The organism is Klebsiella sp. JB_Kp004 (genome assembly GCF_040065795.1).
Classification (GTDB): domain Bacteria; phylum Pseudomonadota; class Gammaproteobacteria; order Enterobacterales; family Enterobacteriaceae; genus Klebsiella; species Klebsiella quasipneumoniae.
The window spans coordinates 168223-192158 of sequence record NZ_JBEAKW010000005.1 but is presented as its reverse complement, the minus strand read 5'-3'; the positions used below and the strand labels follow the sequence as shown (position 1 = coordinate 192158).

Genomic DNA, 23936 nt, shown 5'->3' with positions numbered 1-23936 from the left:
AGGTGAATAAACCCGCCGGGTGTGAATAAGGGGCATCGGCGATGCCCCGGGGGAGGATTATTTCGCGGCGGCGCTGCGCCATTGTTTAATAAACTGCAGACGTTTTTGCGGCTGTAAATAATCCAGCAGCGTTTCGTTGACCGGGATCGGTTTTAACGCTTTGCCCAGCAGCGTGGTCATGCCGTCAATATCATTTTTGCCTTCAATATCGCGACGAAGAGAGGGAATATCCGCCTGGCTGGCGAGGATCTGTTGACCTTTTTCCGACAGGACATAATCCAGCCACAATTTCGCAGCATTAGGATGTTCGCTCTCCTGGCTAATAAACGAGACGCGGGAGAGCACCAGCACGTAATCTTTCGGATAGGCGATGCCTAAAGAGGGATCGTTTTTCGCCCGCGCTTCGGCATAGGAGCCAAGAATGTTATAGCCGATCAGGTTTTCGCCAGAGGAGACGCGCTCCATCATCGTGCCGGTGGAAGACTGCACCGTCAGGCCGCCTTTGGCGATATTCGCCAGGTCGGTAAAATAGTTCGCGTCGGCCTGGCTGTCCTGGACCGCCAGCATAAAGCCGAGGCCCGATTTTTCGATATCGTAGGTGGTGACTTTGCCTTTAAATTTATCGGCCTGGCTGGCGATCAATTTGGCCAGCGCGGTGTGCGAGTCCGGCACCTCATTCTGCGGGATCAGTCGTTTGTTATAGATAAATACCACCGGTTCGTAGGTGGTGCCATAGGCTTTCTGCTGCCACACCGCCCAGTCGGGTAATTGCTTCACCTCCGGCGAGGCATATTGTTCCGCGTACTCGGTGGCTAATTTCAGCGCGGTATCCATTGATGAGCTCCACACCACGTCCCCGCTGCCGCCCCCGGCGGCCTGCTCGCTGATATAGCGGTTATACAGCTCGGTGCTGTTCATGTCGTTATATTCGACTTTTACGCCCGGATATTGCGCTTCAAATCCTTTAATTAACGGCCCGGCCGCTTTGGTATCGGTTGTGGAATAGATCACCACCTTGCCCTCTTTGACGGCGGCATCAACCGTTTTTTGATAATCCGCCGGATAGCCCGCAGGCACCTCCGCCCAGGCGGCACAGGCGAAAACGGCCGTCAGTGAAACCACTAAACCACTTATTTTCTTATACATGATACCAACCTTTAATCATCAATTAATAAACACAAATTTAACATATAGTGGTATCAGCTCCCCTTGCAACGCCGGGGCTGGCTTTTTTCTGGCTTTTGTGACAGTGGCAGAATTTAAAAATGTGGTGTTTATGACGTTAATTAAAACGCGATCCCGGACCGGTTTTTTATCGTCTGTCGTATAACGCAGGTGCTGGCGCAGGGGCCTGTCGCCGGGAGAGTCCGCCCTTGACCTTCTGCGCCGGGCGGCGCAGCATAAAACGGCAAACATAACAAAATAACAACAGACTACAGGAGAGAATCAGTGCCAACAGGACACCGCTTTCTGGCGACGGATCTGCATCAGTTTGTCGTCTCACTGTTTACCCATCTCGGCAGCCGCTCAGAAGAAGCGACGCTGGTCGCCGACCATCTGATCGCCGCCAACCTGGCCGGGCATGACTCCCATGGCGTCGGGATGATCCCAAGCTATGTCAAATCCCACGCCGGCGGCTTTCTGCAGCTGAACCGCCACGCCACGGTCACCAAAGACGCCGGCGCCGTGGTCACCCTCGACGGCAACGCCGGCTTCGGCCAGGTGGTCGCCCACGAAGCGATGCAGTTAGGCATCGAAAAGGCGAAGCAGCACGGCATGGCGGCTATCGCCCTGCGCAATGCGCATCACGTTGGACGCATCGGCTACTGGGCGGAACAGTGCGCCGCCGCCGGGCTGATCTCCATTCACTTCGTCAGCGTGATCGGCGACCCGATGGTCGCCCCGTTCCGCGGAAAAGACAGCCGCTTCGGCACTAACCCGCTGTGCGTGGTGTTCCCCCGCGCGGGCCATCCGCCGCTGCTGCTGGACTACGCCACCAGCGCCATCGCCTTTGGTAAAACCCGCGTCGCCTGGCACAAAGGAGAAGCCGTGGCGCCCGGCTGCCTGATCGACGCCCAGGGGCTGCCCACCACCGACCCGGCGGTGATGCAGACCTCGCCGCTGGGCGCCCTGCTCACCTTCGCCCAGCACAAAGGCTATGCCCTGGCGACACTGTGCGAAGTGCTCGGCGGCGCGCTCTCCGGGGGGCAAACCACCCATCAGGAAAGCCTGCAGACCAGCGTCGACGCCATCTTTAACTGCATGACCACCGTGATCCTGCGCCCGGACGCGTTCGATGCCCCGGACAGCCAGGCGCAGACGGAGGCCTTTATCGCATGGTGTAAACAGTCGCCGCACGATCCCGATGCCCCGGTGCTGGCCCCCGGCGAATGGGAGGCCGCCAACCGCGAAGCGCGCCTGGCCGAGGGGATCCCGCTGGATGCGGGCAGCTGGCAGGCGATCTGCGCCGCCGCGCGCGACGTCGGCCTGAGCGAGTCGCATATCGCCCGCTGCCGCCCTCTCGCGTAGCGGCATTATCCCCTGCAGAGCGTCTGACGTCGGCGCTCTGCGTCATCGTCATTAGTGACGAGGTCACGCTCCCGTCATCCCTCCCCTGTTATTTTTCATTTTAAATCAATAAATTAAATTCTGGCACGAGACCTGCATAGCGCAGCGGGCCTGCGTCCGCATCACCACCAGGCGATACCGCGATCGTTGCCCGTCGGGCCCGGCGCGACAGCGATCCTCTGTTCACTGTTAACAGGTCTGTTACTGATGAAAAAAATCACGAGCGTGTGCCCCTACTGCGGGGCGGGTTGCAAACTTAAACTGGTTGTCGACAACAATAAAATCATTCGCGCGGAAGCCGCCGACGGCGTCACCAACCAGAACCAGCTGTGCCTGAAAGGCTATTACGGCTGGGATTTTCTTAATGACACGCAGCTCCTGACGCCCCGTCTTAAACAACCGATGATCCGCTACCAGAAAGGCGGCGCTTTCACGCCGGTCAGCTGGCAGGAGGCGATTCGCTATACCGCCAGCAAGCTCAGGGAGATCAAAGAGAAGCATGGCCCGCGCGCCATCATGACCACCGGCTCCTCGCGCGGCACCGGCAACGAAACCAACTATGTGATGCAAAAGTTCGCCCGCGCGGTGCTGAACACCAACAACGTCGACTGCTGCGCCCGCGTCTGCCATGGCCCTTCCGTCGCCGGGCTGCAGCAGGCGCTGGGCAACGGGGCGATGAGCAACTCGATAAGCGACATCGAAAACTCGAAGTGCCTGTTGGTCTTTGGCTACAACTGCGCCGACTCCCATCCCATCGTCGCCCGCCGGGTGATCAAAGCCCGCGAAAACGGCGCCAAAATCATCGTCTGCGATCCGCGACGCATTGAAACCGCACGCATAGCCGACCGTCATCTGCAGCTCAACAACGGCAGCAACATGGCGCTGGTGAACGCCTTCGGCTATGTATTGCTGGAAGAAGAGCTGTACAACAAAGCCTATGTCGAACGCTATACCGAAGGGCTGGACGCCTACCGCGAGGCGGTGAAGGATTACGCCCCGGAAGCAGTGGAAGGGATTGTCGGAGTCAGCGCGCAGGCGATCCGCGAGGCAATGCGCATGTTTGCCGCCGCCCCTTCCGCCACCATTATGTGGGGCATGGGGGTCACCCAGTTTGGCCAGGCGGTGGACGTGGTGCGCGGCCTGGCAAGCCTGGCGCTGCTCACCGGCAACCTGGGACGGGCGAACGTCGGCGTGGGCCCGGTCCGTGGGCAAAACAATGTACAGGGCGCCTGCGATATGGGCGTACTGCCGAACCTGTTCCCCGGCTATCAGGAGGTCACCGACCCGGCCGTACGGGCGAAATTCGCCGCCGCCTGGGGGATCAACCCGGCGCAGATGGATGACCAGGTCGGCACCCGCATCACCGAGGTGCCGCATAAGGCGCTGACGGGCGAGATCAAAGCCTATTACATTATGGGCGAAGATCCGTTGCAGACCGAAGCCGACCTCGGCCTGGTGCGCAAAGGCATCGAGGCGCTGGACTTCGTGGTGGTGCAGGATATCTTCATGACCAAAACGGCGGAGATTGCCGATGTCCTGCTGCCGGCCACCTCCTGGGGCGAGCACGGCGGCGTCTTCACCTGCGCCGACCGCGGGTTTCAGCGGTTTGAACAGGCGATCCCGCCGGCGGGGAATGTGAAGCGCGACTGGGAGATCATCAGTCTGCTGGCCAGCGAAATGGGCTATCCGATGCACTATGAGAACAACCAGCAGATCTGGGACGAGATGCGCGAGCTCTGCCCGCTGTTCTACGGCGTGACCTGGGAGAAAATGGGCGATATGGGCCATGTTCAGTGGCCATGCCCGACCCTCGACCACCCCGGCACGCCGTGGCTGTATAAAGACAACCGCTTCGACACCCCATCGGGTAAAGGGCAGCTGTTCGCCACCGCCTGGCGCGCGCCGGCGGAGCGTCCGGATGATGAATGGCCGCTGGTGCTCTGCACGGTGCGGGAGGTGGGGCACTACTCCTGCCGCTCGATGACCGGCAACTGCGCCGCGCTGCAGTCGCTGGCCGACGAGCCGGGACGGGTGCAGATGAACCCCGTGGATGCGCAACGGCTGGGGATCGCCGACAAACAGCTGGTGTGGGTTAGCTCCCGGCGCGGAAAGGTTATCACTCGCGCCGACCTCAGCGATCGCATCAACCCGGGCGCGGTCTATATGACCTATCAGTGGTGGGTGGGCGCCTGTAATGAGCTGACCCAGGATAACCTGGATCCGATCTCCAAAACGCCGGAGACCAAATACTGTGCGGTGAAAGTGGAAGCGATTGCCGACCAGCAGTGGGCGGAGCGCTATGCCTGGACTGCCTACAGCGACATGAAGGCGCGACTGAAAGCCGCCGCCGACGTCTGACCTCAGGGAGCGCGCGCTCCCTTCCCTCCTGCCGCTGCCGGCGGGTTACGCCGCCGGCAGCTGTTTCTCCACCAGCGCCACCCACATCGCCACCCCGTGGCTAATCAGCGCGTCGTTAAAGTCATAGCTGGCGTTATGCAACGGCTTCGACGGCGTTTCGCCATCGGTGCCGATCCAGAAATAGGCCCCCGGACAGACCTCCAGCATGCAGGCAAAATCCTCCGAGGCCATCGACGGCGCCTGGTTCCAGCGCACCGCCTCCGCGCCGAGGGTGGCGACCGCCACCTCGCGCAGCAGTTGCGCCTGCGGCGCATGGTTTTTGGTCACCGGATACCCGGGAAACCAGCTAATCTCGCCCCGGACATCGGACACCTGCGGCTGGGTGGCCACATAGCTTTCGATAAGCTCCCGCACGCGGGCGCGAACGCGATTGCTCAGGCAGCGGAAGGTGCCGCGCAGCACCACGGTGTCCGGCAGGACGTTGATCGCCTCACCGCCGTTTATCTGGGTGATGCTGACCACCGCGGAATCCTGTGGCGACAGGCGACGGGAGGGGATGGTCTGCAGCGCCATAATCAGCTGCGCCGCGGCGACGATGGGATCGGCCCCGCTCTCCGGCATCGCCGCATGGCAACTTTTGCCGCGCAGGGTGATCTCGAAGGCGTCGAGGGAAGCCATCATCGCGCCATCGCTGAGCGCCACTTCGCCGAGGGGGATCCCCGGCCAGTTATGCAGCGCGTAAATCGCATCCATCGGGAAGCGTTCGAATAACCCCTCTTCCACCATTTTGCGCGCGCCGCCAAGGTTCTCTTCCGCCGGCTGGAAGACAAAGTGGACGGTACCGCTGAACTGGCGGGTCTGCGCCAGATGGGCCGCGGCCGCCAGCAGCATCGCGGTGTGGCCATCGTGGCCGCAGGCGTGCATTACCCCGGAGCGGCGCGAACGGTAGCTGACGCTCCCCAGCTCAGTGATCGGCAGGGCGTCCATATCGGCGCGCAGGCCGATGACCGGCCCGGGGCCGTTTTCCAGCGTCGCCACGACGCCGGTGCCGGCCAGCCCGCGATGAACCTGCAGGCCAAACGAGACCAGCAGCTCGGCGACGCGGCGCGAGGTCTCCTGCTCCTGATATCCGAGCTCAGGCGCGGCGTGAAACTCACGTCGCCAGCCTGTGGCTTCGGCGATCAGTGACGGCGATACGGCCATGTATTACTCCTTTCCTGCATAGCGTAATGCTGAATAATTGGGTCATGCGCTGCGTTCTTCCCCGTCGCTCACCGGCGCCGGGTCGCTGCCGCTCCCTCCGTTATATCCTGTCGTTAACACGCTGACAACGTCACGAAATGCGGCAGCGACGCGGCGTACACGCCAGCCGCCGCCGGGCGGACCTTTTTTGGTAGTGATTTCAACGGTGACAACGGCCAGGCGATTAATTATTATGCAACTCAGGACGGCAATTTGCCGAAGGATCCACTACTGACCTCTCCGTCATCGGAAATAAAATGTTTAACCCAGACCAGAATCGTCTTGCCCCCACGCTGGCGATGATCATGGCCGCGTCGCTCGTGGGATTTATCACCGGCTATACGGTGCCGTTAATCAGTCTTGAGCTGGCGCAGCAGCAGGTTGCGCCGCTGTACGTCGGCCTGCTGGCCGCCCTGCCGCCCGCCGGTATGATGATCTCCTCTTTCCTCTCTCCTGCGCTGTGCCGGCGCGTTGAAATGGGCGTTCTGCTGAGCGGCAGTCTGATCCTGCTGGCGCTGGCGACCATCGCCTCATGCATGACCACCGATATGACGCTGCTTCTGCTGCCGCGCCTGCTGACCGGCCTGGCCTCCGGGGTCATTATCGTACTGGGCGAAAGCTGGATCACCGGCGGCGCGGCGGGCAGCCAGCGCGCCACCCTCACCGGCATCTACGCCTCGGCCTTTACCGGCTGTCAGCTGGCCGGGCCGCTGCTGATCTCCGTCGGCCCCACCTGGCAGGCCTCGGCGCTGATGGCGATCGTCGCGGTCACCGCCGTCTGCCTGCTGATGCTGCGCCATCTGCCCACCGGCACCCGCGAAAGCCTTGGGGAGCGCGCCAGCTGGCGCAGCCTCGGCGCCTTCCTGCCGGTACTGGCCTCCGGGGTCTTCTGCTTCGCCTTCTTTGACGCCAGCATCCTCGCCCTGCTGCCGCTGTACGGCATGGACAAGGGGCTTAATGAAGGAATGGCGGTGCTACTGGTGACCGTGGTGCTTACCGGGGATGCGATGTTCCAGACCCCGCTCGGCTGGCTGGCCGACCGGGTCGGCATTCGCCGCGTGCATCTGGCCTGCGCGGTGGTCTTCAGCCTGTCGCTGCTGGCCCTGCCGCTAATGCTCGGCTCACGCATTCAGCTGATGGCCATTTGTCTGCTGCTGGGCGCCGCGGCGGGGGCGCTGTATACCCTGTCGCTGGTGCGGGCGGGGAAAACCTTTAGCGGGCAGAAGCTGATTATGATTAACGCCCTGTTCGGCTTTTTCTGGTCCGCCGGCAGCGTCGCCGGGCCGGTAGTCAGCGGCATGCTGATCGGCATCACCGGCTACGATGGCCTGATCGCCACCCTGGTGGCCAGCGGCGGGCTGTTCCTGCTGATCCAGTGTCTGTGTAAAAACGAGAAAACCCTGCTCGCCAGCGAGCAGGAAGAGGACATGGACGAAGCGACGGAGTCCGCGCAGTAGTCCTGACGGGCTGGCCTGGCGCCAGCCTTTTTTATGGCCCTTACCGGAGGGCATCCTGTTTTTGCTGGCTCACTGCTGTTAACCATTGCCGGCCCCCCCTGCCAGGAGGACATTCCATGGAAAGCAATACCTTACATCGTGGCAGATTGATCGATCATATTCTGCTGGTTGTCGAAGACTTTGAGGCAAGCAAAAACTTCTATACCGCCGTACTGTCGGCGCTGGAGATCCCGGCGATCGCCACCGCCAATGAATACTTGCTGGCTGACGAACTGGTGGTGGCCTCACGCCACAGCCCGGAGGCCGCCGGGAAACTGACAGGGCGCCACCATCTGGCGTTCCAGGCCAGAGATCGCGACATGGTGGACGCTTTTTACCATGCAGCGCTGACCCATGGCGGCCGCGATAACGGCGCGCCTGGCGAACGACACTATCATCCTGGTTACTATGCCGCTTTTGTGCTGGATCCGCAGGGGAATAATATTGAGGCGGTGTACCATGGCGAGGCTGAGCGCAGCGCCGGGTCTGTTGCCATCCGCTTCACGCAGTAAGCGGGCGAGAGTCACCTTTTTGCCGCTACAGGAGGACACTATGTTTTCATACATTATGCTGGGAACGAACGATCTACCACGCGCCATCGAGTTCTATGACCCGTTAATGGCATTGTTGGGGCACGCCAAAGCCGGCCGTAACGAACAAGGCGCCTCATGGGGCACCTTCAACGGCAACCAGACCTGCGGGCTGTGCGTGGGCGTCCCCTTTGATCAGCAGCCTGCCGGGGTGGGCAATGGAACGATGGTGGCGCTTAACGCCCGCTCCGTCGAACATATTGCGGAACTGCATGCCCTCGCCCTGCAACTCGGCGGGCGTGACGAAGGCGCGCCCGGTCACCGTCCGCAGTATGGCGACGGCTTTCACAGCGCCTACGTCCGCGATCCCGACGGCAATAAGCTGGCGTTTGTTTATTATGCGCGGTGAGCCTCATTTCTCACCCTGCATATTCGCGGTTAAGTTTGACCCGGACGTTAAGGGATAAACGCCGTTTATCTCGGTATTCGTGGCGATTTTTGCATCATCCACAACAGCCAGCAGACCAGTCCTGCAGGCGCGTATCGTTGACTGGGAGCAACAGGCGCCGCTGATGTTGTCCAGCTTTCGCCGGGATTTTACCCGCGCCAGCCAAAGTACCGACATTCCTGAACTGGTCAACGATCTGGAACGGATCTCGCCAGCGTTTAAATTATGGTGGCGGCAACATCAGGTGCAGGTCCCGTGCCATGGTGTCCGTCATTGACTGGTCGACGAGCAGCCCGTCCCTTTCGAATTCACCTCACTGACCGTTGATGAAGACCGACACCTGCGGCTGGTGGTGTATGCCCGACAGGAACAGGAAACCGGTCTTTCGGGATAAATGTTTAACAGAAGACAGGCGTTGTGGAGTTTAAAAGCTGATGGCACTTCTGTGAATGATTAAAGCAGAACATAACAAGGTAAAAAACAGTGGGATCGCTCACATCATAAGGTGAAATATTCCCGGTCGCTTAAGGCCATTTCGGTATTTCCATTTGGAGCAAAAGCTCTCCTTCGCGGGCGAAACGGCCATTCTAAAAAAATGGGACCACGCACTCGCTTTGACCGGTGGCAGAAAATCCAGGCGATGGTGGCTTTGGTGAGTTTCAGCGCTGAGCGAAGGGTTGACATTGAAAGGCAACAGGAAACTCAAATTTATAGTGCAATAGACATGTCCATACCGCGTACATCTGTCTGGGCAAGTCTTGATGGGTATTTACTTTCCCTGATAAACATAAAGCCATGCTTTTCGTAGAAGGTTTGCGCATTGGGTGTTGAGGTCAGGGTTAACTGTTTCAGCCCTCTTTTAATCGCTTCTACGCTTCCCCGGTAAGATCCAGATACCCCGTTGCCACCAATCCGCCATCGGGCATTTCGACAACAAAGAAAGGATTACCGTAATAACCTCTGTAATGTTCAGGCATAGCTTCAGGCGTCCAGTGGTTCCGTCGCCTCTGGTCAGGGTATGATATGCTTCAGGATACTTAAAATACTCAAAGGTAAGTCCGGATGGAAAAGAATTTCACGCCTGAGCAAATTGACTTTATCAATCGCGTTGTCTTCAAGCATATCGATAAAATGACTGCGGAAGTCGCTAATATTGTTGAACAAACAGAAAAAGCCGCACACCAGGAACTTGCGGAGCATGGCATTGATATGACAGAGTTTTATCCTGCCAATCAGCCTTTTTTGATGATGACAATCGTCCAGACGTTGATAGACCGGGTGCACGGTGGGGACATGGCGCTTGCGCAAAAAATGATAACGATAGAAGCCAAAAGATTGAATGTCAGCGTAAATGTCGAGGCGGATAAATCACGTGTATCGGGGCGTTAACCATGTCAATGGCCGATATGGTCCGCTCCTGGGCCAACTCTGCCCCACCCTGACTCCCACACCTTCCCCAACCACGCTAAAAGCAGCCTACACTCCCTCACGCTCCCCAGCCCACACTCAGCGGGCTGGGCTGGCCTGGCGCCAGCCCGCCCGGTTTACAGCACCTTGCTGAGGAACGCGGCGGTGCGCGGGTTGGTCGGCGCGCTAAAGATCTGCCCCGGCTTGCCCTCTTCCTGAATCACGCCCTGGTCGATGAAGATCACCCGGTCGGCCACTTCGCGGGCAAAGCCCATTTCGTGGGTCACGATCACCATGGTCATCCCCTCGCTGGCGAGGTTTTTCATCACCTCCAGCACGTCGCCCACCAGCTCCGGATCCAGCGCCGAGGTGGGCTCATCGAACAGCATAATCGACGGCTTCATCGCCAGCGCGCGGGCAATCGCGACGCGCTGCTGCTGGCCGCCGGACAGACTCGAGGGCCAGGCGTCGCGCTTATCGCTTAAGCCCACCTTCGCCAGCAAGGCTTCCGCCAGGTCGACCGCCTGCTGGCGCGGCATATTGCGCAGATTCATCGGCGCCATAATCAGGTTTTCCAGCACCGTCATGTGCGGGAACAGGTTAAAGCGCTGGAACACCATGCCGACGCTTTCGCGCATCTTATTGAGGTCGGTAGTGCGGTCGTGGGCGGCAAAGCCGTTGACCACCACCTCGCCTTCGCTGACCGTCTCGAGGGCGTTCATACAGCGCAGGAAGGTACTTTTCCCCGAGCCGGAGGGGCCGATGATGCACACCACTTCCTGCGGTTTAATGTCGCAGCTGATGCCGCGCAGCACGTGGCTGTCGCCGAAGCGCTTATGTAAGTTATTAATGTGAATCACTTTTGCCAAACCTCTTTTCCAGACGGTTAACCAGCTGCGCCAGCAGGAAGGTGATCACCCAGTAGACCAGGGAGATGGTCAGGTAGGGTTCCCAGTAGGTGGCGTAGGCGCCGGAGACGGTGCGCGCGGCGTAGGCCAGATCGGCCAGGCCTATCGCCGAGGCCAGCGACGAGTCTTTGACTATGGCGATGGCGTTGTTGCCCAGCGGCGGCAGAATGCGGCGAAACGCCTGGGGCAGGATCACCTTGCGCATGGTTTTCCACCACGGCATGCCCAGCGCGCGGGAGGCCTCCATCTGCCCTTTGTCGATCGACTGGATGCCGGCGCGGAAAATTTCCGACACATAGGCGCCAGCGTTAAGGGTGATCGCCACAATGCAGGAGAGGAACGCCCCGTAGCTGGCGCGCAGCTCGCGGGCAAAGTCGGCGCTCATCAGGCCGCTGGTCACCAGCAGGCCATCGCGCGGGTTAATAAACAGCGGCACCAGCGCAAAGTGCACCACCATGATCTGCACGAACAGCGGCGTACCGCGGAAGGCGCTAACGTAAAAGCGCACCGGAAACTGCACCAGGTAGCGGAGAATATATTTCCATGGCCCGTGCTCGGCCTTCGCCATCCGTCCGAGACCGAGGGTTAACCCCCACAGCGTCCCGAGGATCACGCAGATAATGGTACATTTAATCGTCATCAGGGCGCCGTCCACAAACAGCGGGCCGTACTCCTCGATGATCTCCCAACGGAATCCCGTCATAGTCCTTCCCTAAAAAATACGGCTATCGCCTGGGCGATAGCCGTGGTCACTGAAAAAGGTGGGTTATTGCGCTGGCAGCGTCGGCACGTTGTCGTCGAACCAGGTTTTATAGATTTTGGCGTAAGTTCCGTCGGCAACAATCTTCTGCAGACCGGCGTTGATTTTGCCCAGCAGTTCGCTGTTGCCTTTCGCCACCGCGATACCGAAATACTGGCGTTCAAATTTGGCATCCGGCACCAGCTTGAACTGCTTCTCCGGGTGCTGTTTGATGTAGTACTTCACCACCCCGACGTCACCCACCGCGGCGCTGACGCCGTCCTCGAACAGCTCCTGGAGCATCAGGGGGGTATTGTCGAAGCGCTTGATCGCCGTGCTGTTTTTGCCCAGTACCTCAGAGACCACGATATCGCCGGTGCTGGAGTTCACCACCCCGACCTTCTCGTTTTTCAGGGCCGCGAGGGAATCGACCTGCGAATCCTGGGCGACGACGATAGACTGCTCGGCCGGGAAGTACGGCGCGGAGAAATCGACCATCTGTTTGCGTTTATCGGTGATGGTGATCCCGGAGATGATGATGTCGCGGTCGCCGGTGTTCAGCGTGGCGAAGATGCCTTCCCATGGGGTATTGACCAGTTTGACGTCAAAGCCTTCGGCTTTGGCGATGGCTTTGATGATGTCGATATCAAAACCTTCCAGCTGTTTCTGGCTGTTTTCAAATTCAAATGGCCGGTAGGTGCCGCCGGAGCCGACGGTGTAGGTTTCCGCAGCCGCCTGTCCGGCTGCCGTCAGCGCGGCCATCATGAAACACGCTTTGAGCAAATTCTTAACCATGAGATATCCTTTTTATGCATTTATTTTGCATAAAAATACACACACTTACTTTTGTATGCAACCGGAAACCTTCCCGCTGGTGAATTATCTTATCAACTGGCCCGTTTACCGCCGGATTTACCGATGGCCCGGTGCAGGTCGTTGATTCGCTTCAGGGATTTCACCGTTTTTTGTGGCGTGGTCGAGGCCACCGACAGGACAATCATCTCCAGACAGACCAGCACCGTGCCGTGCAGCGGCATCCGGCTACTGTCCCCGCCGCGCGGGACGTCGATCACCACCTGCGCCTCCTGGCTGAAGCGCGAGTCCACCGCCTGGGTCAGCAGGATGGTCGGAATTCCCAGCCGCTTCGCCTCGCGCAGGGTGGTCATCCCTTCGCGATGGGGGGATTTTTGCCCCATCATGATCAGCACATCGCCGCGCTGCAGGCCGATAAGCTGTTCGGCGAGGCTAAAGCCCGTGCGGTTCATCACGTAAGCCGGCAGGCCAATGCGGCTGAACAGCCGGGCGGTGTACTCGGCGAGGATCCCCGAGGCGCCGATGCCGAAGATCCCCACCTGGCGCGCGTCGCTGAGCAACGCCACCGCCTGGGCCACCGCCGCGCGATTGTCGGCCCGCGACAGGACCTCGCAGACCCGCTGGTGCCCTTCAAGCACAAAATCAATACTGGAATTGACGTCGCTGGCGAGTGCAGTGACCGTCGAGCGCATCTTTTCCGCCGAGGTGACCGAGGTGCCGAACCAGCGCTCCATAGTCTGCTTAAGCTCGCGCAGCCCAGCGAAGCCCAGCGCCTGGATAGCGCGGACCACCGTGGCGTCAGAGGTCTGGGTCGCGGTGGCGATCTCCATCGCCGTCTGCTCCAGCACCACCTCGCGGTTGTCGTTGATATAGCTGACCACGGCCCGCAGGCGGGGAGAGAGCTGATGCGCCCGGGCGCGATAGCGTTCGCCGAACAGGTCGACCCGCCCCTTCTCTTTTTTTACCGCGCTTTTCATTTGGCCTCCGCCGGGATCGGCCTGCCGGCAATATGCGACTGCACCTGGGCCACCATCAGAGAGAGCGCGGCGTAGGAGTTGGAGATCACCTCCTCCCGCGGCAGCAAAATATAGCGCCCGGTGCGGCAGGCGCGCATAAAGTCGCACCAGCCGGGCATCACCCCTTCCATCGCCTGCAGCTCATCCTGCGGCTTACCGCCGGTATCCGACCGCCAGGTGGCGAAGACAAAATCGGCGTCCAGCTCCGGCAGCTGTTCCGCGCTGACGTCAATTCGCTGGCCGTCGGGGATCCGCTCAATCAACGGCGGAAAGCGGAACCCGGCGTCGCGCAGCACCCGGCCCAGCGCGTGGTAAGAATGATGCACCGTGACCTTGCCGTTGTTCGCCTGGATCACCGAGACGCTGTATTGCGACGGGTTGACCATCGCTTTCAGCTGCTTGATTTGCTCCTGATAGCGACGCTCGAGGATCGCCAGCCGCGGCTGGGTGCCGGTCAGCTGCGCCAGCTTGCGGTAAATCTCCGGGGCGCTGCCCTGCAGATGGTCGATGCTCACCGTCGGGGCAATCTTCTCCAGCTGCTCCACCGACACGTGACGGCTGGGCTCGGTGATGATCAGATCCGGCCTGGCGGCGGCCACCGCTTCCAGATCGATATCGGCGGTGCCAATAAAGCGGATATCGCTATTGTCGAAATCGACGCCGGTGAGCTGGGCGCTGGAGCGCAGATAGTGGCTGCCGTCCGGCCGCGTCCGGCCGTGGCTGGCGATGGGCGGCGCCCCGAGCTCAATCAGCGGAATGGTAATGTCGAGATCGTGCATCGAAACGATACGCTGCGGATGGAGCGGGACGGTGACCGTGCGGCCTAAATCATCGGTAAAAGTCTGAGTTTGTGGGTCGGCGGCGCTGACGGCCCCCGTCAGCAACAGCAGCAATGAGACGAACCAACGCATAATACCTTCCTGGTTAAAGGGCATCGCGGCGACGCCAGAGCAAGACAACAAAAAACGGGCAGCCCACCAGGGCAATAACAATCCCCGCCGGGATCTGCAGCGGCGCAAACGCCAGCCGGCCAAGGGTATCGGTCACCAGCACCAGCAAGGCGCCAATCAGCGCGCTTCCGCTCAGCAGCGATACCTGGCCGCCGCGCAGCACAAAACGCGCCATATGCGGCGCCATCAGGCCAACAAAGCCCAGGCTGCCGACGCAGGAGACACTGGCCGAGGTCAGCAGCACCGGGGCGAAAAAGCGCAGCAGCGTGAGCTGCTGCAGACGCACCCCAAGGCCGATGGCGGTCCGGTCGCCCAGCAGCGCCGCGTCCGCCGCCCGGGCGGTACAGAACAGGATGATGGCCCCGGGCAGCGCCCAGCAAAAGGCCACCGCCAGCAGCGGCCAGGTGGCGGCCTGCAGGCTGCCCGCCAGCCAGATCATCGCCGTCTGCACGTCGCGAACGTCGGCGGTGGTCATAAAGATGCCGACCGCCGCCGCCAGGGTCCATGAGACGCCGACGCCAATTAAAATAAAGCGCGGTCGCGCGCAATCGCGCGCCAGCGTCAGGACCAGCAGGGCCACCGCCACGCCGCCGACCATTCCCGCCAGCGGCCGCCAGACCAGGCCTACCGCCGGGAAAAACAGCACCAGCGCCAGGACCACGATGCTGGCCCCCTCTTTGACGCCGATCAGCCCCGGGTCGGCCAGCCCGTTGCGGGTGATGCTCTGCATCGCCGCGCCGGCCAGCCCCAGCATAGCCCCGCACAGCAGCGCCATCAGGATCCGCGGCAGGCGGATATCAAACAGAATAAAGCGCGGCTGCTCGCCAATCTCCTGCGGCGCCAGCAGGGCCCGCGCCAGCGTCGACGCGGGCAGCGGATAGCTGCCGCGGCTGAGGCTGTACAGCCCCAGCGCCAGCAGCATCAGCAGCATTAAGGCGGCAATGTTAAGCGCCGCCGGGCGCAGCAGCAGCTGGCGGGAAGCGAAAACCAGCGGCCGAAAGCCGGCCCGATGGACGGCGCGCATCATTTAAAAAACCTCGCGGCGATAAAGATAAACAGCGGCGCGCCCACCAGGGCGGTCATCGCCCCGGTGGCCAGCTCCTGAGGGGCGACCAGCGTCCGGGCGGCGATATCCGCCAGGAGCAGCACCAGCGCCCCTACCGGCGCCGCCAGGGGCAGCGCCAGGCGAATATCTTCCGTCACCAAACGGCGCACCACGTGCGGCACCACCAGCCCGACGAAGCCGATCGGCCCGGCCACCGCCACCGCCGCGCCGCAGAGCAGCGCAATCGCCAGCAGGCCCAGCAGCCGGGTCTGGACGAGGTTCACGCCGAGGCCCAGCGCTACCTTATCCCCCAGCGCCAGCACGTTGAGGCGCGGGGCAAGGAACAGCGCAACGCCAAGGCCGATCAGCGCCGGGACCAGCGCCGTCCGCAGCGTGCTCCAGTTCAGCCCGGCCAGATCGCCCGCCAGCCAGGTGCGCATCGCCAGCAGCGTTTGTTCATCGAGAATTAATATCGCCGCCGTCACCGCCGACGCAAACGCCGACAGCGCTACCCCGCACAGCGTGATGCGCAGCGGCGTCGCTCCGCCGCGACCGGCAGAGGCCAGCGCCATCACCCCGCCGAACAGCAGCGCCGCGCCGCAGGCGGCGGTCAGCGGCCGCGCGGCGGGGAAAGCGCCGAAGGAGAGCCCCAGCGCAGAGGTCGCCACCACCGCCAGCGACGCGCCGGCGTTAACGCCGAGGATATGCGGCTCGCCCAGCGGGTTGCGGATCACCGTCTGCAACAGCAGCCCGGCGACGCCGAGCGCCGCGCCGGTCAGCAGCGCCGCCGCCAGCCGCACCAGGCGCAGTTCGACGATTATCCGCTGATCGAAGTTACGCGGGTTGTACTCCAGCAGCGCCTGCAGCACCGTCTGCGGGGCGATCCAGCGGGCGCCCAGGCCAAGATGCACCAGCGAGCCGGCAATAAGCAGCAGCGTAAGCAGGAGCAGCGCCAGCCGGGGACGGGCGCGCCGCCGCGCGGGATGCAGGCTAACCACGCTCATTGTGCCGCCGCCTGGCGGGCGCGAAACGGCATAAAGAACGGTTTGCCGGTTTGCGGGTTAATCGACATCTGCACGTCAACGTCAAACACGCGTTTAATCAGCTCAGGGCTACAGACTTCACCGTCGCTAATCGTGCCGGCGATGCGCCCCTGTTTAAGGAATACCAGCAGATCGGCATAGTTGACGGCAAAGTTAAGATCATGGAGCACCGTCACCACCGTGCGGCCATGATCGCGGGTCAGGGTCTGTAGCAGTTCGAGAATATCGACCTGATAGCGCAGGTCGAGCCAGGTGGTCGGTTCATCCAGCAGAATGGTCGCCGTTTGCTGGGCCAGCGCCATGGCGATCCAGCAGCGCTGACGCTGGCCGCCGGAGAGGCTGTCCACCGGCAGATGAGCGAACTCGCGGGTGCCCGTTAAGCGCAGCGCCTCTTCCACCGCCAGCTCATCGGCGTCGGACCACTGGCGCATCAGCCCCTGCCACGGGAAGCGACCGCGCGAGACCAGTTCGAAAACCGTTAACCCTTCCGGCGTCAGCGGCGATTGCGGCAGGATGCCAAGCTGGCGCGAGACGGCCTTCGTCGGCATCTGATGAATGGCTTGCCCGTCCAGACGCACGCTGCCGCCGAGCGGTTTCAGCATCCTGGCGATGGTCGACAGCAGCGTGGATTTGCCGGAGCCGTTCGCCCCGGCCAGCACCGTCATTTTGCCGGTGGGGATGGTCAGGTTGATGTCGTCAACGATCAGGGTCTGGCCGTAGCCGGCCGACAGGGCATCCAGTACGATCCCCTGCTCTGCAGGTGTCACCCGCTGTGGCATAACTCGCTCCTGCGCCGCAGCGTTCCAGGCGATGGCTGGACATTCTGCAGTCAAATCAAAATAAATCTCATTCTCTTTTGATCATGACGGGGATGAATGTAGTAGTCAATAGTCGCCATCGTCTTCAGGCGCGGACGATGACTACAGCGAGGCCGCGCCAACGCAATAGAATTAAAATAGAATAATATCAAATAGATAACCACATGACATTCCCTGATGGAGGTGTTTAAAACGCCCTGTTCCCCGCCGCTGATTTTTTATCTTATATAACGTTTACTACTACATTCCTTCATGGTTGAATGATTCTCAATTACACACATAAAGGCGCGTTCAGACGCTAAATCGCGTGTTTTTATTATTCAGGGCAATGATTTTATTGGCTTTATCTGACCGCAAAGGCAGATTCGTTCACGAGAAAAAGATAATGACTCAACCCCATGTCGCCTTCACCTCGTTGCAAGGGCGGGCGCTTTTTTCGCTTCTTTTTTTAGCCTCACCGGGATTAATGGCCGCGGAAAATAACGCGGCGAAAGGTAACAACGACGCGGAAGAGACCATCACCGTGGTGGCCGACGGCGCCCAGCAGAGCGCCACCAGCGGCTATCAACCGCTCAGCTCCTCTACCGCGACGCTGACCTCGATGCCGCTGCTGGATATTCCGCAGGTGGTGAATACCGTCAGCGACCGGGTTCTCGAAGATCAGCACGCCACCTCGCTCGACGAGGCGCTGTATAACGTCGCCAACGTGGTGCAAACCAACACCCTCGGCGGCACCCAGGACGCCTTTACCCGCCGCGGCTTCGGCGCTAACCGCGACGGCTCAATCATGACCAACGGTCTGCGCACTGTTCTGCCGCGCAGCTTTAACGCCGCCACCGAACGGGTGGAAGTCCTGAAGGGGCCAGCTTCGACGCTGTACGGTATCCTCGACCCCGGCGGGCTGATCAACGTCATCACCAAACGTCCGGAGCGGCAGTTCTCCGGTTCGGTTTCCGGGACCTCCACCAGCTTTGGCGGCGGCACCGGCAGCGTCGACATCACCGGCCCCATCGAAGGCACAAATCTGGCGTACCGGCTGATTGGGGAATATCAGAATGAAGATTACTGGCGCAATTTCGGTAAAAACAAAAGCCGCTTTATCGCCCCTTCCCTGACCTGGTTTGGCGACCGGGCGACGGTGACCGCGTCCTATTCGCACCGCGACTACAGCGCGCCCTTTGACCGCGGCACTATTTTCGATCTGAATACCGGCCATGCGGTGAACGTCGATCGCAAAACCCGCTTCGATGAAGCGTTTAATATTACCGATGGCTATTCCGACCTCGCCCAGCTCAACGCCGAGTATCGCCTTAACGACGCCTGGACCGCGCGCTTCGATTACAGCTACAGCCAGGATCACTATAACGATAACCAGGCGCGGGTAATGGCCTATGATTCGGCGACCGGCAACCTCACCCGCCGGGTCGACGGTACCCACGGTTCAACGCAGAAGATGCACTCCACCCGCGCTGACCTGCAGGGCAACGTGGTGGTGGGCGGCTTTTATAACGAACTGCTGACCGGCGTCGCCTATGAGAATTACGATCTGCTGCGCACCGATATGCTGCGCTGCAAGAACGTGAAAGGCTTTAATATCTATCATCCGGTCTACGGCACCCTCGACACCTGCAATACCGTCTCCGCATCCGACAGCGACCAGCGGATCCAGCAGGAGAGCTATGCCGCTTACGTGCAGGACGCGCTGTACCTGACTGACAACTGGATCGCGGTCGCTGGCGTGCGCTACCAGTACTACACCCAGTACGCCGGTAAAGGCCGACCGTTTAACGTCAATACCGACAGCCGCGATGAGAAATGGACGCCAAAGGCCGGCCTGGTCTACAAGGTGACGCCGAACGTCTCCCTGTTCGCCAACGTCGCCCAGTCGTTTATGCCGCAGTCGTCGATCGCCAGCTATATCGGCGAGCTGCCGCCGGAAGAGTCCACCTCCTACGAAGTGGGCGCCAAATTCGACCTGCTGGAGGGCATTACCGCCAATATCGCGCTGTTTGATATTCATAAGCGCAATGTGCTGTACACCGAGAGCATTGGCGATGAGACGGTGGCCAAAACCGCGGGCAAGGTGCGTTCCCAGGGCGTGGAAGTGGATCTGGCGGGGTCCATCACCGATAACCTCAGCGTGATCGCCAGCTACGGCTACACCGACGCCAAAGTGCTGGAAGATCCGGATTACGCCGGGAAACCGCTGCCGAACGTACCGAAACACACCGGTTCGCTGTTCCTGACCTATGACATTCATAACGTCTATAACAGCAACACCCTGACGGTGGGCGGCGGCGGCCATGCGCTCAGCAAGCGCTCCGGCACCAACGGCGCGGATTATTATCTACCGGGCTATGCGGTGGCGGACGTGTTTGCCGCCTATAAGATGAAGCTGCAGTATCCGGTGACGCTGCAGGTGAATGTGAAGAATCTGTTTGATAAGACCTATTACACCTCTTCCATCGGCACCAATAACCTCGGCAATCAGATTGGCGATCCGCGTGAGGTACAGTTCACGGTGAAGATGGATTTTTAAGCCGTACATGGCGTCGCGCCGGATGCTCATTGCCGGGCGGCGCTGCGCTTGCACCGGCCTACGTTCTTTCCCCTTCTGTGGAGATTGCAGGCCCGGTAAGGCGCAGCCGCCACCGGGCAAAACGTGGCGCATGGCACCGGATGTCCATTGCCGGGCGGCGCTGCGCTTGCACCGGCCTGCGGTCTTTCCCCTTCCTCTCGAGTTCGCAGGCCCGGTAAGGCGCAGCCGCCACCCGGGAATGCGTTTACCCTACCAGTCCTCCTCCTGGCCGAGGATGCGCAATATATCCTGACGATGCTGCAGCAGCTGCGGGTTATCGCGGTGGCGGGGAAAGGCCAGCGGCAGCGCGAACTCGGCGATAATCCGCCCCGGACGCGGCGACATCACCAGCACCCGCTCGCACAGCAGCAGCGCCTCTTCGATATCGTGGGTCACCAGCAGGCTGGTATACCCCTGCTGCTGCCAGAGGGCGATCAGCTCCCGCTGCATGCTGATGCGGGTCAGCGAGTCCAGCTTGCCCAGCGGCTCGTCGAGCAGCAGCAGGCGCGGCTCGTTCAACAGCGCGCGCGCCAGCGCGGCGCGCTGCGCCATCCCCCCTGACAGCTGCCGCGGCCACGCCTCGCTGAAGGCCTGCAGACCGATGCGGTCAATCAGCGCGTCGGCCTTTGCTTCCAGCCCCCTTTTGCCCTGCGCCTGCGGGCCCAGCAGCACGTTCTGCCGCACCGTCAGCCAGGGATAGAGCGTCGGGTCCTGAAACACCAGTATGCGCTCCGGCCCCGGAGCGCCGAGCGGCGCGCCGTCGAACTGCATCTGTCCGCTCTGCGGCGCTTCCAGCCCAGCCAGCAGCCGCAGCAGGGTGGATTTACCGCAGCCGGAAGGGCCCAGCAGCGCCACGCTTTCCCCTGGCCGCAGCTGCAGGCTGATATTCTCCAGCACCGGCACCGCCTGTTTGCCGAGCGTAAACGCGTGATGAAGATGGCTTATCGATACCGCCGCGCCGCGCGCTATCGTCTGCGAACCTGATGTCGCGGTTACCATTGCATCCCTCCCCGCTGCCAGCTCAGCAGCTTATCGCGCAGCATAAATAATCCGCTAATCAGACCGGAGCACAGCAAGGCCATCACCAGCAGCGCGGCGTACATATTGGGATAGGCCGCCCAGCCCTGGGCCCACTGGAGGTAGAAGCCGATCCCCGACTTCACCCCCACCATTTCAGCCACAATCAGCACCGAAAACGACGCGCCAAGCCCCATAAACAGGCCGACAAAGACGTTCGGCAGCGCGGCGGGGATCGCCACCCGCAGGATCAGGAAACGCTGGCTGGCGCCGAGGGTCCGCGCCACGTCGTACCACGCCTTGTCAATGCCAATGACCCCGGACCAGGTCAGCACCGTGACCGGGAACCAGGTGCTCAGCGCAATCAAAAACACGCTGGCGCCGAAGCTTGACGGAAAGATAAACAGGCACAGCGGCAGCAGCGCGGTAGACGGCACCGGCCCCAGCAGGCGTAACACCGGATAGAGCCAGTAGCCAATTCGTTGCGACCAGCCAATGGCCAGACCGGTGACGAACCCGCTGCTGGTGCCGAGCAGCACCCCAAGCCCCAGCAGCCCCAGGGAGTGCAGCAGGCTGTCGAGCAGACGCGGCCAGTCGTCGTGCAGCACCTCGATCAGCGCCTGCGGCGGCGCGAAAAACGGCACCGGCAGCACGCCGCTCTTGGCGGTCAGCCCTTCCCAGGCAGCGAACAGCACCGGCAGCAGCGCCAGCCACTTGCCGGCATGCAGCACGCGCGCGCCGCGCGCTCGCCAGTAGCGATAGCTCAGCGCCAGCAGCAGCAAGCCGCCGCCGAAGGCGAACTGCGCCAGCGCCCAGCCCTCGCTAAACGGCCAGCGCCGCCCGGCATCGGGCCAGGCCAGGGTGAACAGACCGCCCAGCAGCCACAGCGCGGCGGCCAGCAGCCCTTCTCCCCACAGCGTCGCGCGGCCGGTTGGGCGCGCCAGCGCCTGCTCAGGCGAATACGTTGGCATAGATACTCTCCGCAAACTGATGGGGATCGGTGCCCGGTTTGATCACCTGCACCCGCTGCAGGTCGACCGCATACTGCGTCAGCTCTTTCACGAACGCCTCCCCCACCGCGTGGTGGCCGTGCCCCTGTCCATGCAGAATGCCGCTTACCTCCGCTTCACTGGTGTTGAGCGCATGGGCGAGGAAAGATTGCGCCACGCTTTCCGGATGTTCGGCGGCATAGCTGTGCGCTTCAAGGATTGCTTGGGTGAGCGCCGCGGCGGCCGGTTTATGGTCCCGCGCCAGGCTCCCACTCACCCCCAGCACGCAGCAGCTCAGATTGGCATAGTCCCCGGTCATATTGCTGGCGATCAGCTGATACTTGCCGGTCTCCAGCAGCCGATAGCTGAACGGCTCGCTGCCGCTGATGGCGGCGATCTCGCGCTTATCCAGCGCCACGCTGAGCAGATCCGCCGGGTAGACTTTCCACTGCACGTCGCTTATCGGATCGATACCGTGGCGCTTAAGCAGGATGGCGAAGAAGTTTTTATCCGGCCCGGCCATGTCGGTGACGCCGATGGTTTGCCCTTTCAGGCTCTCAAGGCCGTTGAACGGCGACGCTTTGGCCGTCAGCAGGTTTAGACAGCCGCCATGGGTCCCGGCGGTGAGCTTGACGTCAAAGCCCTGCTCCAGCGCCTTCAGCCAGCGCAGCGCCATCCCCACCCCGGCGTCGGCCTTGCCGGTAGCGATCGCCTCAAGCAGCACATCGGTGGAGTTGCCGAAGTTAACCAACTCAACGTCGAGGTTATATTTACTGAAAATCTTCTGCTGCTCGGCGACGGCGACCGGCGCGAGGCAAACCGCGCTTTTGTTGATCGCCAGCTTGATCTTGTACGGCTGCGGCAGGCGCAGCGCCGGATGAGCATCGCCGCTGGCCATCTCCGCCATATCGTGAGCCCACAGCGGCAGGGAAACCCCGGCCAGCGCCAGGCCACCGCTGAGCTGTAAAAAACGACGACGGGAAAAAGCGGATCGGGTCATGGCGTTACCTCCGCGTGGGCCGGCCCGGCGGGCACGCTAAAGCTGGGGTCAAAGGTCGGCTTCACGTCCAGCCGGGTGCGGATCAGGCCGTTGGCGAGATAAAAGTCGGCCGTCGCCTGCTGCTGGGTCACCGTTTCCTCCGCCAGCGGCTGCCACTGCGACTGACGGTTGGCAAACTGTGCGCGGGCGATCTCCGCCGGGAAGCGGATGATCTCCCCCAGCGTTTTGCCGTAGCTGTCGAGATTGGCGTAGGCCCAGCGCTCGGCGCCGGCCAGGCGCTGGAGATAATCCTGCAGCGCGGCGCGCTTTTGCGGATCGTTAAGCGCTGAATCCGTTGCCGCAAGGAAGGTATTCCCCGGCAGCAGCCCTTTGCCGCTCACCAGGATCTGCCCCTCGTTGGTCTTCACCATCTGGGTGGTGTAGGGCTCCCAGGTCGCCCAGGCGTCCACCGAACCGTTAAGCAGCGCCACTTTGGCGTCCACCGGACCGAGGAACACCCACTGCACCTCCTTCGGTGAAATCCCCGCCTGCTCGAGCGCTTTCAGCGCCACGAAATGGCCAATCGACCCTTTGCCGGTGGCAATACGCTTGCCTTTTAACCCGGCGGCGGTTTTTATCGCGCTGCCGGGAGAAACCAGCACCGCGGTCCCCGCCGGGTTGCTTTTGTCCACGGCGATCGCTTTTACCGGCGCGCCGTTAGCCAGGGCGAAGAGCAGCGGCGCATCGCCGATGATCCCCGCGTCCACCGCGCCAGCGTTAAGGGCTTCCGCCAGCGGCGCGGCAGCCGGAAATTCGGCCCACTTAATGTCGTAGGGGAGGTTTTGCAGGGCGTTGGCCGCCTCCAGCTGCGAACGCATGCCGCCTTTTTGATCGGCGATGCGCAGGGTAAGCCGCTCCTGCGCCGTCGCGTAACCGCCCAGCGCCAGCAGCATCAGCGCTGCCGCCACCCGGCCTGAGAATGATAGACGCAT

Annotated in this window: 20 protein-coding genes and 2 pseudogenes; 8 read left to right on the top strand and 14 right to left on the bottom strand. The window is 61.5% G+C overall.

Annotated features, from left to right (window positions below):
• Positions 1-57: 57 nt before the first annotated feature.
• Complete coding sequence (locus ABLX76_RS07025; protein WP_023290032.1) at positions 58-1146, bottom strand: ABC transporter substrate-binding protein; 1089 nt, start codon at positions 1144-1146, stop codon at positions 58-60.
• A 303-nt stretch (positions 1147-1449) separates the two neighbouring features.
• On the opposite strand from ABLX76_RS07025, the gene ABLX76_RS07020 reads away from it, so the two are divergent.
• Positions 1450-2529 (top strand): malate/lactate/ureidoglycolate dehydrogenase, encoded by a 1080-nt coding sequence (locus ABLX76_RS07020; RefSeq protein WP_023290033.1) that lies wholly within the window; start codon positions 1450-1452, stop codon positions 2527-2529.
• Between the two features lie 246 nt (positions 2530-2775).
• Positions 2776-4926, top strand: a complete 2151-nt coding sequence (gene fdhF, locus ABLX76_RS07015; protein ID WP_261902334.1) for a formate dehydrogenase subunit alpha — start codon at positions 2776-2778, stop codon at positions 4924-4926.
• 45 nt (positions 4927-4971) lie between these two features.
• Here the strand turns inward: fdhF and ABLX76_RS07010 are convergent, their stop codons facing one another.
• A complete protein-coding gene (locus ABLX76_RS07010; RefSeq protein WP_348874303.1) occupies positions 4972-6129 on the bottom strand; it encodes a M20 aminoacylase family protein in 1158 nt (385 codons plus the stop codon).
• 296 nt (positions 6130-6425) lie between these two features.
• Between ABLX76_RS07010 and ABLX76_RS07005 the strand changes: the two genes are divergently transcribed.
• From ABLX76_RS07005 to ABLX76_RS06985, 5 genes and pseudogenes are all read left to right on the top strand, one after another.
• Positions 6426-7625, top strand: a complete 1200-nt coding sequence (locus ABLX76_RS07005; protein ID WP_087849304.1) for an MFS transporter — start codon at positions 6426-6428, stop codon at positions 7623-7625.
• Between the two features lie 116 nt (positions 7626-7741).
• Complete coding sequence (locus ABLX76_RS07000) at positions 7742-8176, top strand: VOC family protein (protein ID WP_065881391.1); 435 nt, start codon at positions 7742-7744, stop codon at positions 8174-8176.
• A 40-nt stretch (positions 8177-8216) separates the two neighbouring features.
• Positions 8217-8603 carry a VOC family protein gene (locus ABLX76_RS06995; RefSeq protein ID WP_086075655.1) on the top strand — a complete coding sequence of 129 codons (387 nt, stop codon included), beginning with the start codon at positions 8217-8219 and terminating at the stop codon, positions 8601-8603.
• A 121-nt stretch (positions 8604-8724) separates the two neighbouring features.
• Positions 8725-9036: pseudogene (locus ABLX76_RS06990) on the top strand (transcriptional regulator); the annotation flags it as partial.
• A gap of 668 nt (positions 9037-9704) precedes the next feature.
• Positions 9705-10031: a nitroreductase gene (locus ABLX76_RS06985; RefSeq protein ID WP_065881387.1), complete on the top strand. Its 327-nt coding sequence runs from the start codon at positions 9705-9707 to the stop codon at positions 10029-10031.
• Positions 10032-10186: 155 nt separating this feature from the next.
• Here the strand turns inward: ABLX76_RS06985 and ABLX76_RS06980 are convergent, their stop codons facing one another.
• From ABLX76_RS06980 to ABLX76_RS06945, 8 genes and pseudogenes are all read right to left on the bottom strand, one after another.
• On the bottom strand, positions 10187-10909 hold the full coding sequence (locus tag ABLX76_RS06980) for an amino acid ABC transporter ATP-binding protein (protein WP_004189541.1): 723 nt from the start codon (positions 10907-10909) through the stop codon (positions 10187-10189).
• Entirely contained in the window at positions 10896-11660 is a 765-nt protein-coding gene (locus tag ABLX76_RS06975) for an amino acid ABC transporter permease (protein WP_004151161.1), read from the bottom strand. Before ABLX76_RS06975 ends, ABLX76_RS06980 begins: the two co-directional genes overlap by 14 nt.
• 63 nt (positions 11661-11723) lie before the next feature.
• Entirely contained in the window at positions 11724-12491 is a 768-nt protein-coding gene (locus ABLX76_RS06970) for a basic amino acid ABC transporter substrate-binding protein (protein WP_008804504.1), read from the bottom strand.
• Positions 12492-12583: 92 nt separating this feature from the next.
• A pseudogene (locus ABLX76_RS06965) lies at positions 12584-13517 on the bottom strand (MurR/RpiR family transcriptional regulator).
• Positions 13483-14460: an ABC transporter substrate-binding protein gene (locus ABLX76_RS06960; RefSeq protein WP_168380132.1), complete on the bottom strand. Its 978-nt coding sequence runs from the start codon at positions 14458-14460 to the stop codon at positions 13483-13485. Before ABLX76_RS06960 ends, ABLX76_RS06965 begins: the two are co-directional and overlap by 35 nt.
• Positions 14450-15502 (bottom strand): iron ABC transporter permease, encoded by a 1053-nt coding sequence (locus ABLX76_RS06955; RefSeq protein ID WP_087775551.1) that lies wholly within the window; start codon positions 15500-15502, stop codon positions 14450-14452. The genes ABLX76_RS06960 and ABLX76_RS06955 overlap by 11 nt, the downstream gene beginning before the upstream one ends.
• The gene (locus ABLX76_RS06950; protein WP_348874298.1) at positions 15499-16524 is read right to left on the bottom strand and encodes an iron ABC transporter permease; all 1026 of its coding nucleotides are present in this window, start codon (positions 16522-16524) and stop codon (positions 15499-15501) included. Before ABLX76_RS06950 ends, ABLX76_RS06955 begins: the two co-directional genes overlap by 4 nt.
• Positions 16521-17342, bottom strand: coding sequence for an ABC transporter ATP-binding protein (locus tag ABLX76_RS06945; protein ID WP_101992880.1), 822 nt, complete (start codon positions 17340-17342; stop codon positions 16521-16523). Before ABLX76_RS06945 ends, ABLX76_RS06950 begins: the two co-directional genes overlap by 4 nt.
• Positions 17343-17847: 505 nt before the next feature.
• On the opposite strand from ABLX76_RS06945, the gene ABLX76_RS06940 reads away from it, so the two are divergent.
• Positions 17848-19920: a TonB-dependent siderophore receptor gene (locus ABLX76_RS06940; RefSeq protein ID WP_348874370.1), complete on the top strand. Its 2073-nt coding sequence runs from the start codon at positions 17848-17850 to the stop codon at positions 19918-19920.
• A gap of 249 nt (positions 19921-20169) precedes the next feature.
• Here ABLX76_RS06940 and ABLX76_RS06935 read toward each other — a convergent pair whose 3' ends face one another.
• Genes ABLX76_RS06935 through ABLX76_RS06920 form a run of 4 tightly spaced genes read right to left on the bottom strand, consistent with a single transcriptional unit; the run spans position 20170 to position 23936 of the window.
• Positions 20170-20958 (bottom strand): ABC transporter ATP-binding protein, encoded by a 789-nt coding sequence (locus ABLX76_RS06935; protein WP_017901271.1) that lies wholly within the window; start codon positions 20956-20958, stop codon positions 20170-20172.
• The gene (locus tag ABLX76_RS06930) at positions 20952-21947 is read right to left on the bottom strand and encodes an ABC transporter permease subunit (protein ID WP_348874296.1); all 996 of its coding nucleotides are present in this window, start codon (positions 21945-21947) and stop codon (positions 20952-20954) included. The genes ABLX76_RS06935 and ABLX76_RS06930 overlap by 7 nt, the downstream gene beginning before the upstream one ends.
• Positions 21928-22965, bottom strand: a complete 1038-nt coding sequence (locus ABLX76_RS06925) for an ABC transporter substrate-binding protein (protein ID WP_348874294.1) — start codon at positions 22963-22965, stop codon at positions 21928-21930. The genes ABLX76_RS06930 and ABLX76_RS06925 overlap by 20 nt, the downstream gene beginning before the upstream one ends.
• The gene (locus ABLX76_RS06920) at positions 22962-23936 is read right to left on the bottom strand and encodes an ABC transporter substrate-binding protein (RefSeq protein WP_048335943.1); all 975 of its coding nucleotides are present in this window, start codon (positions 23934-23936) and stop codon (positions 22962-22964) included. Before ABLX76_RS06920 ends, ABLX76_RS06925 begins: the two co-directional genes overlap by 4 nt.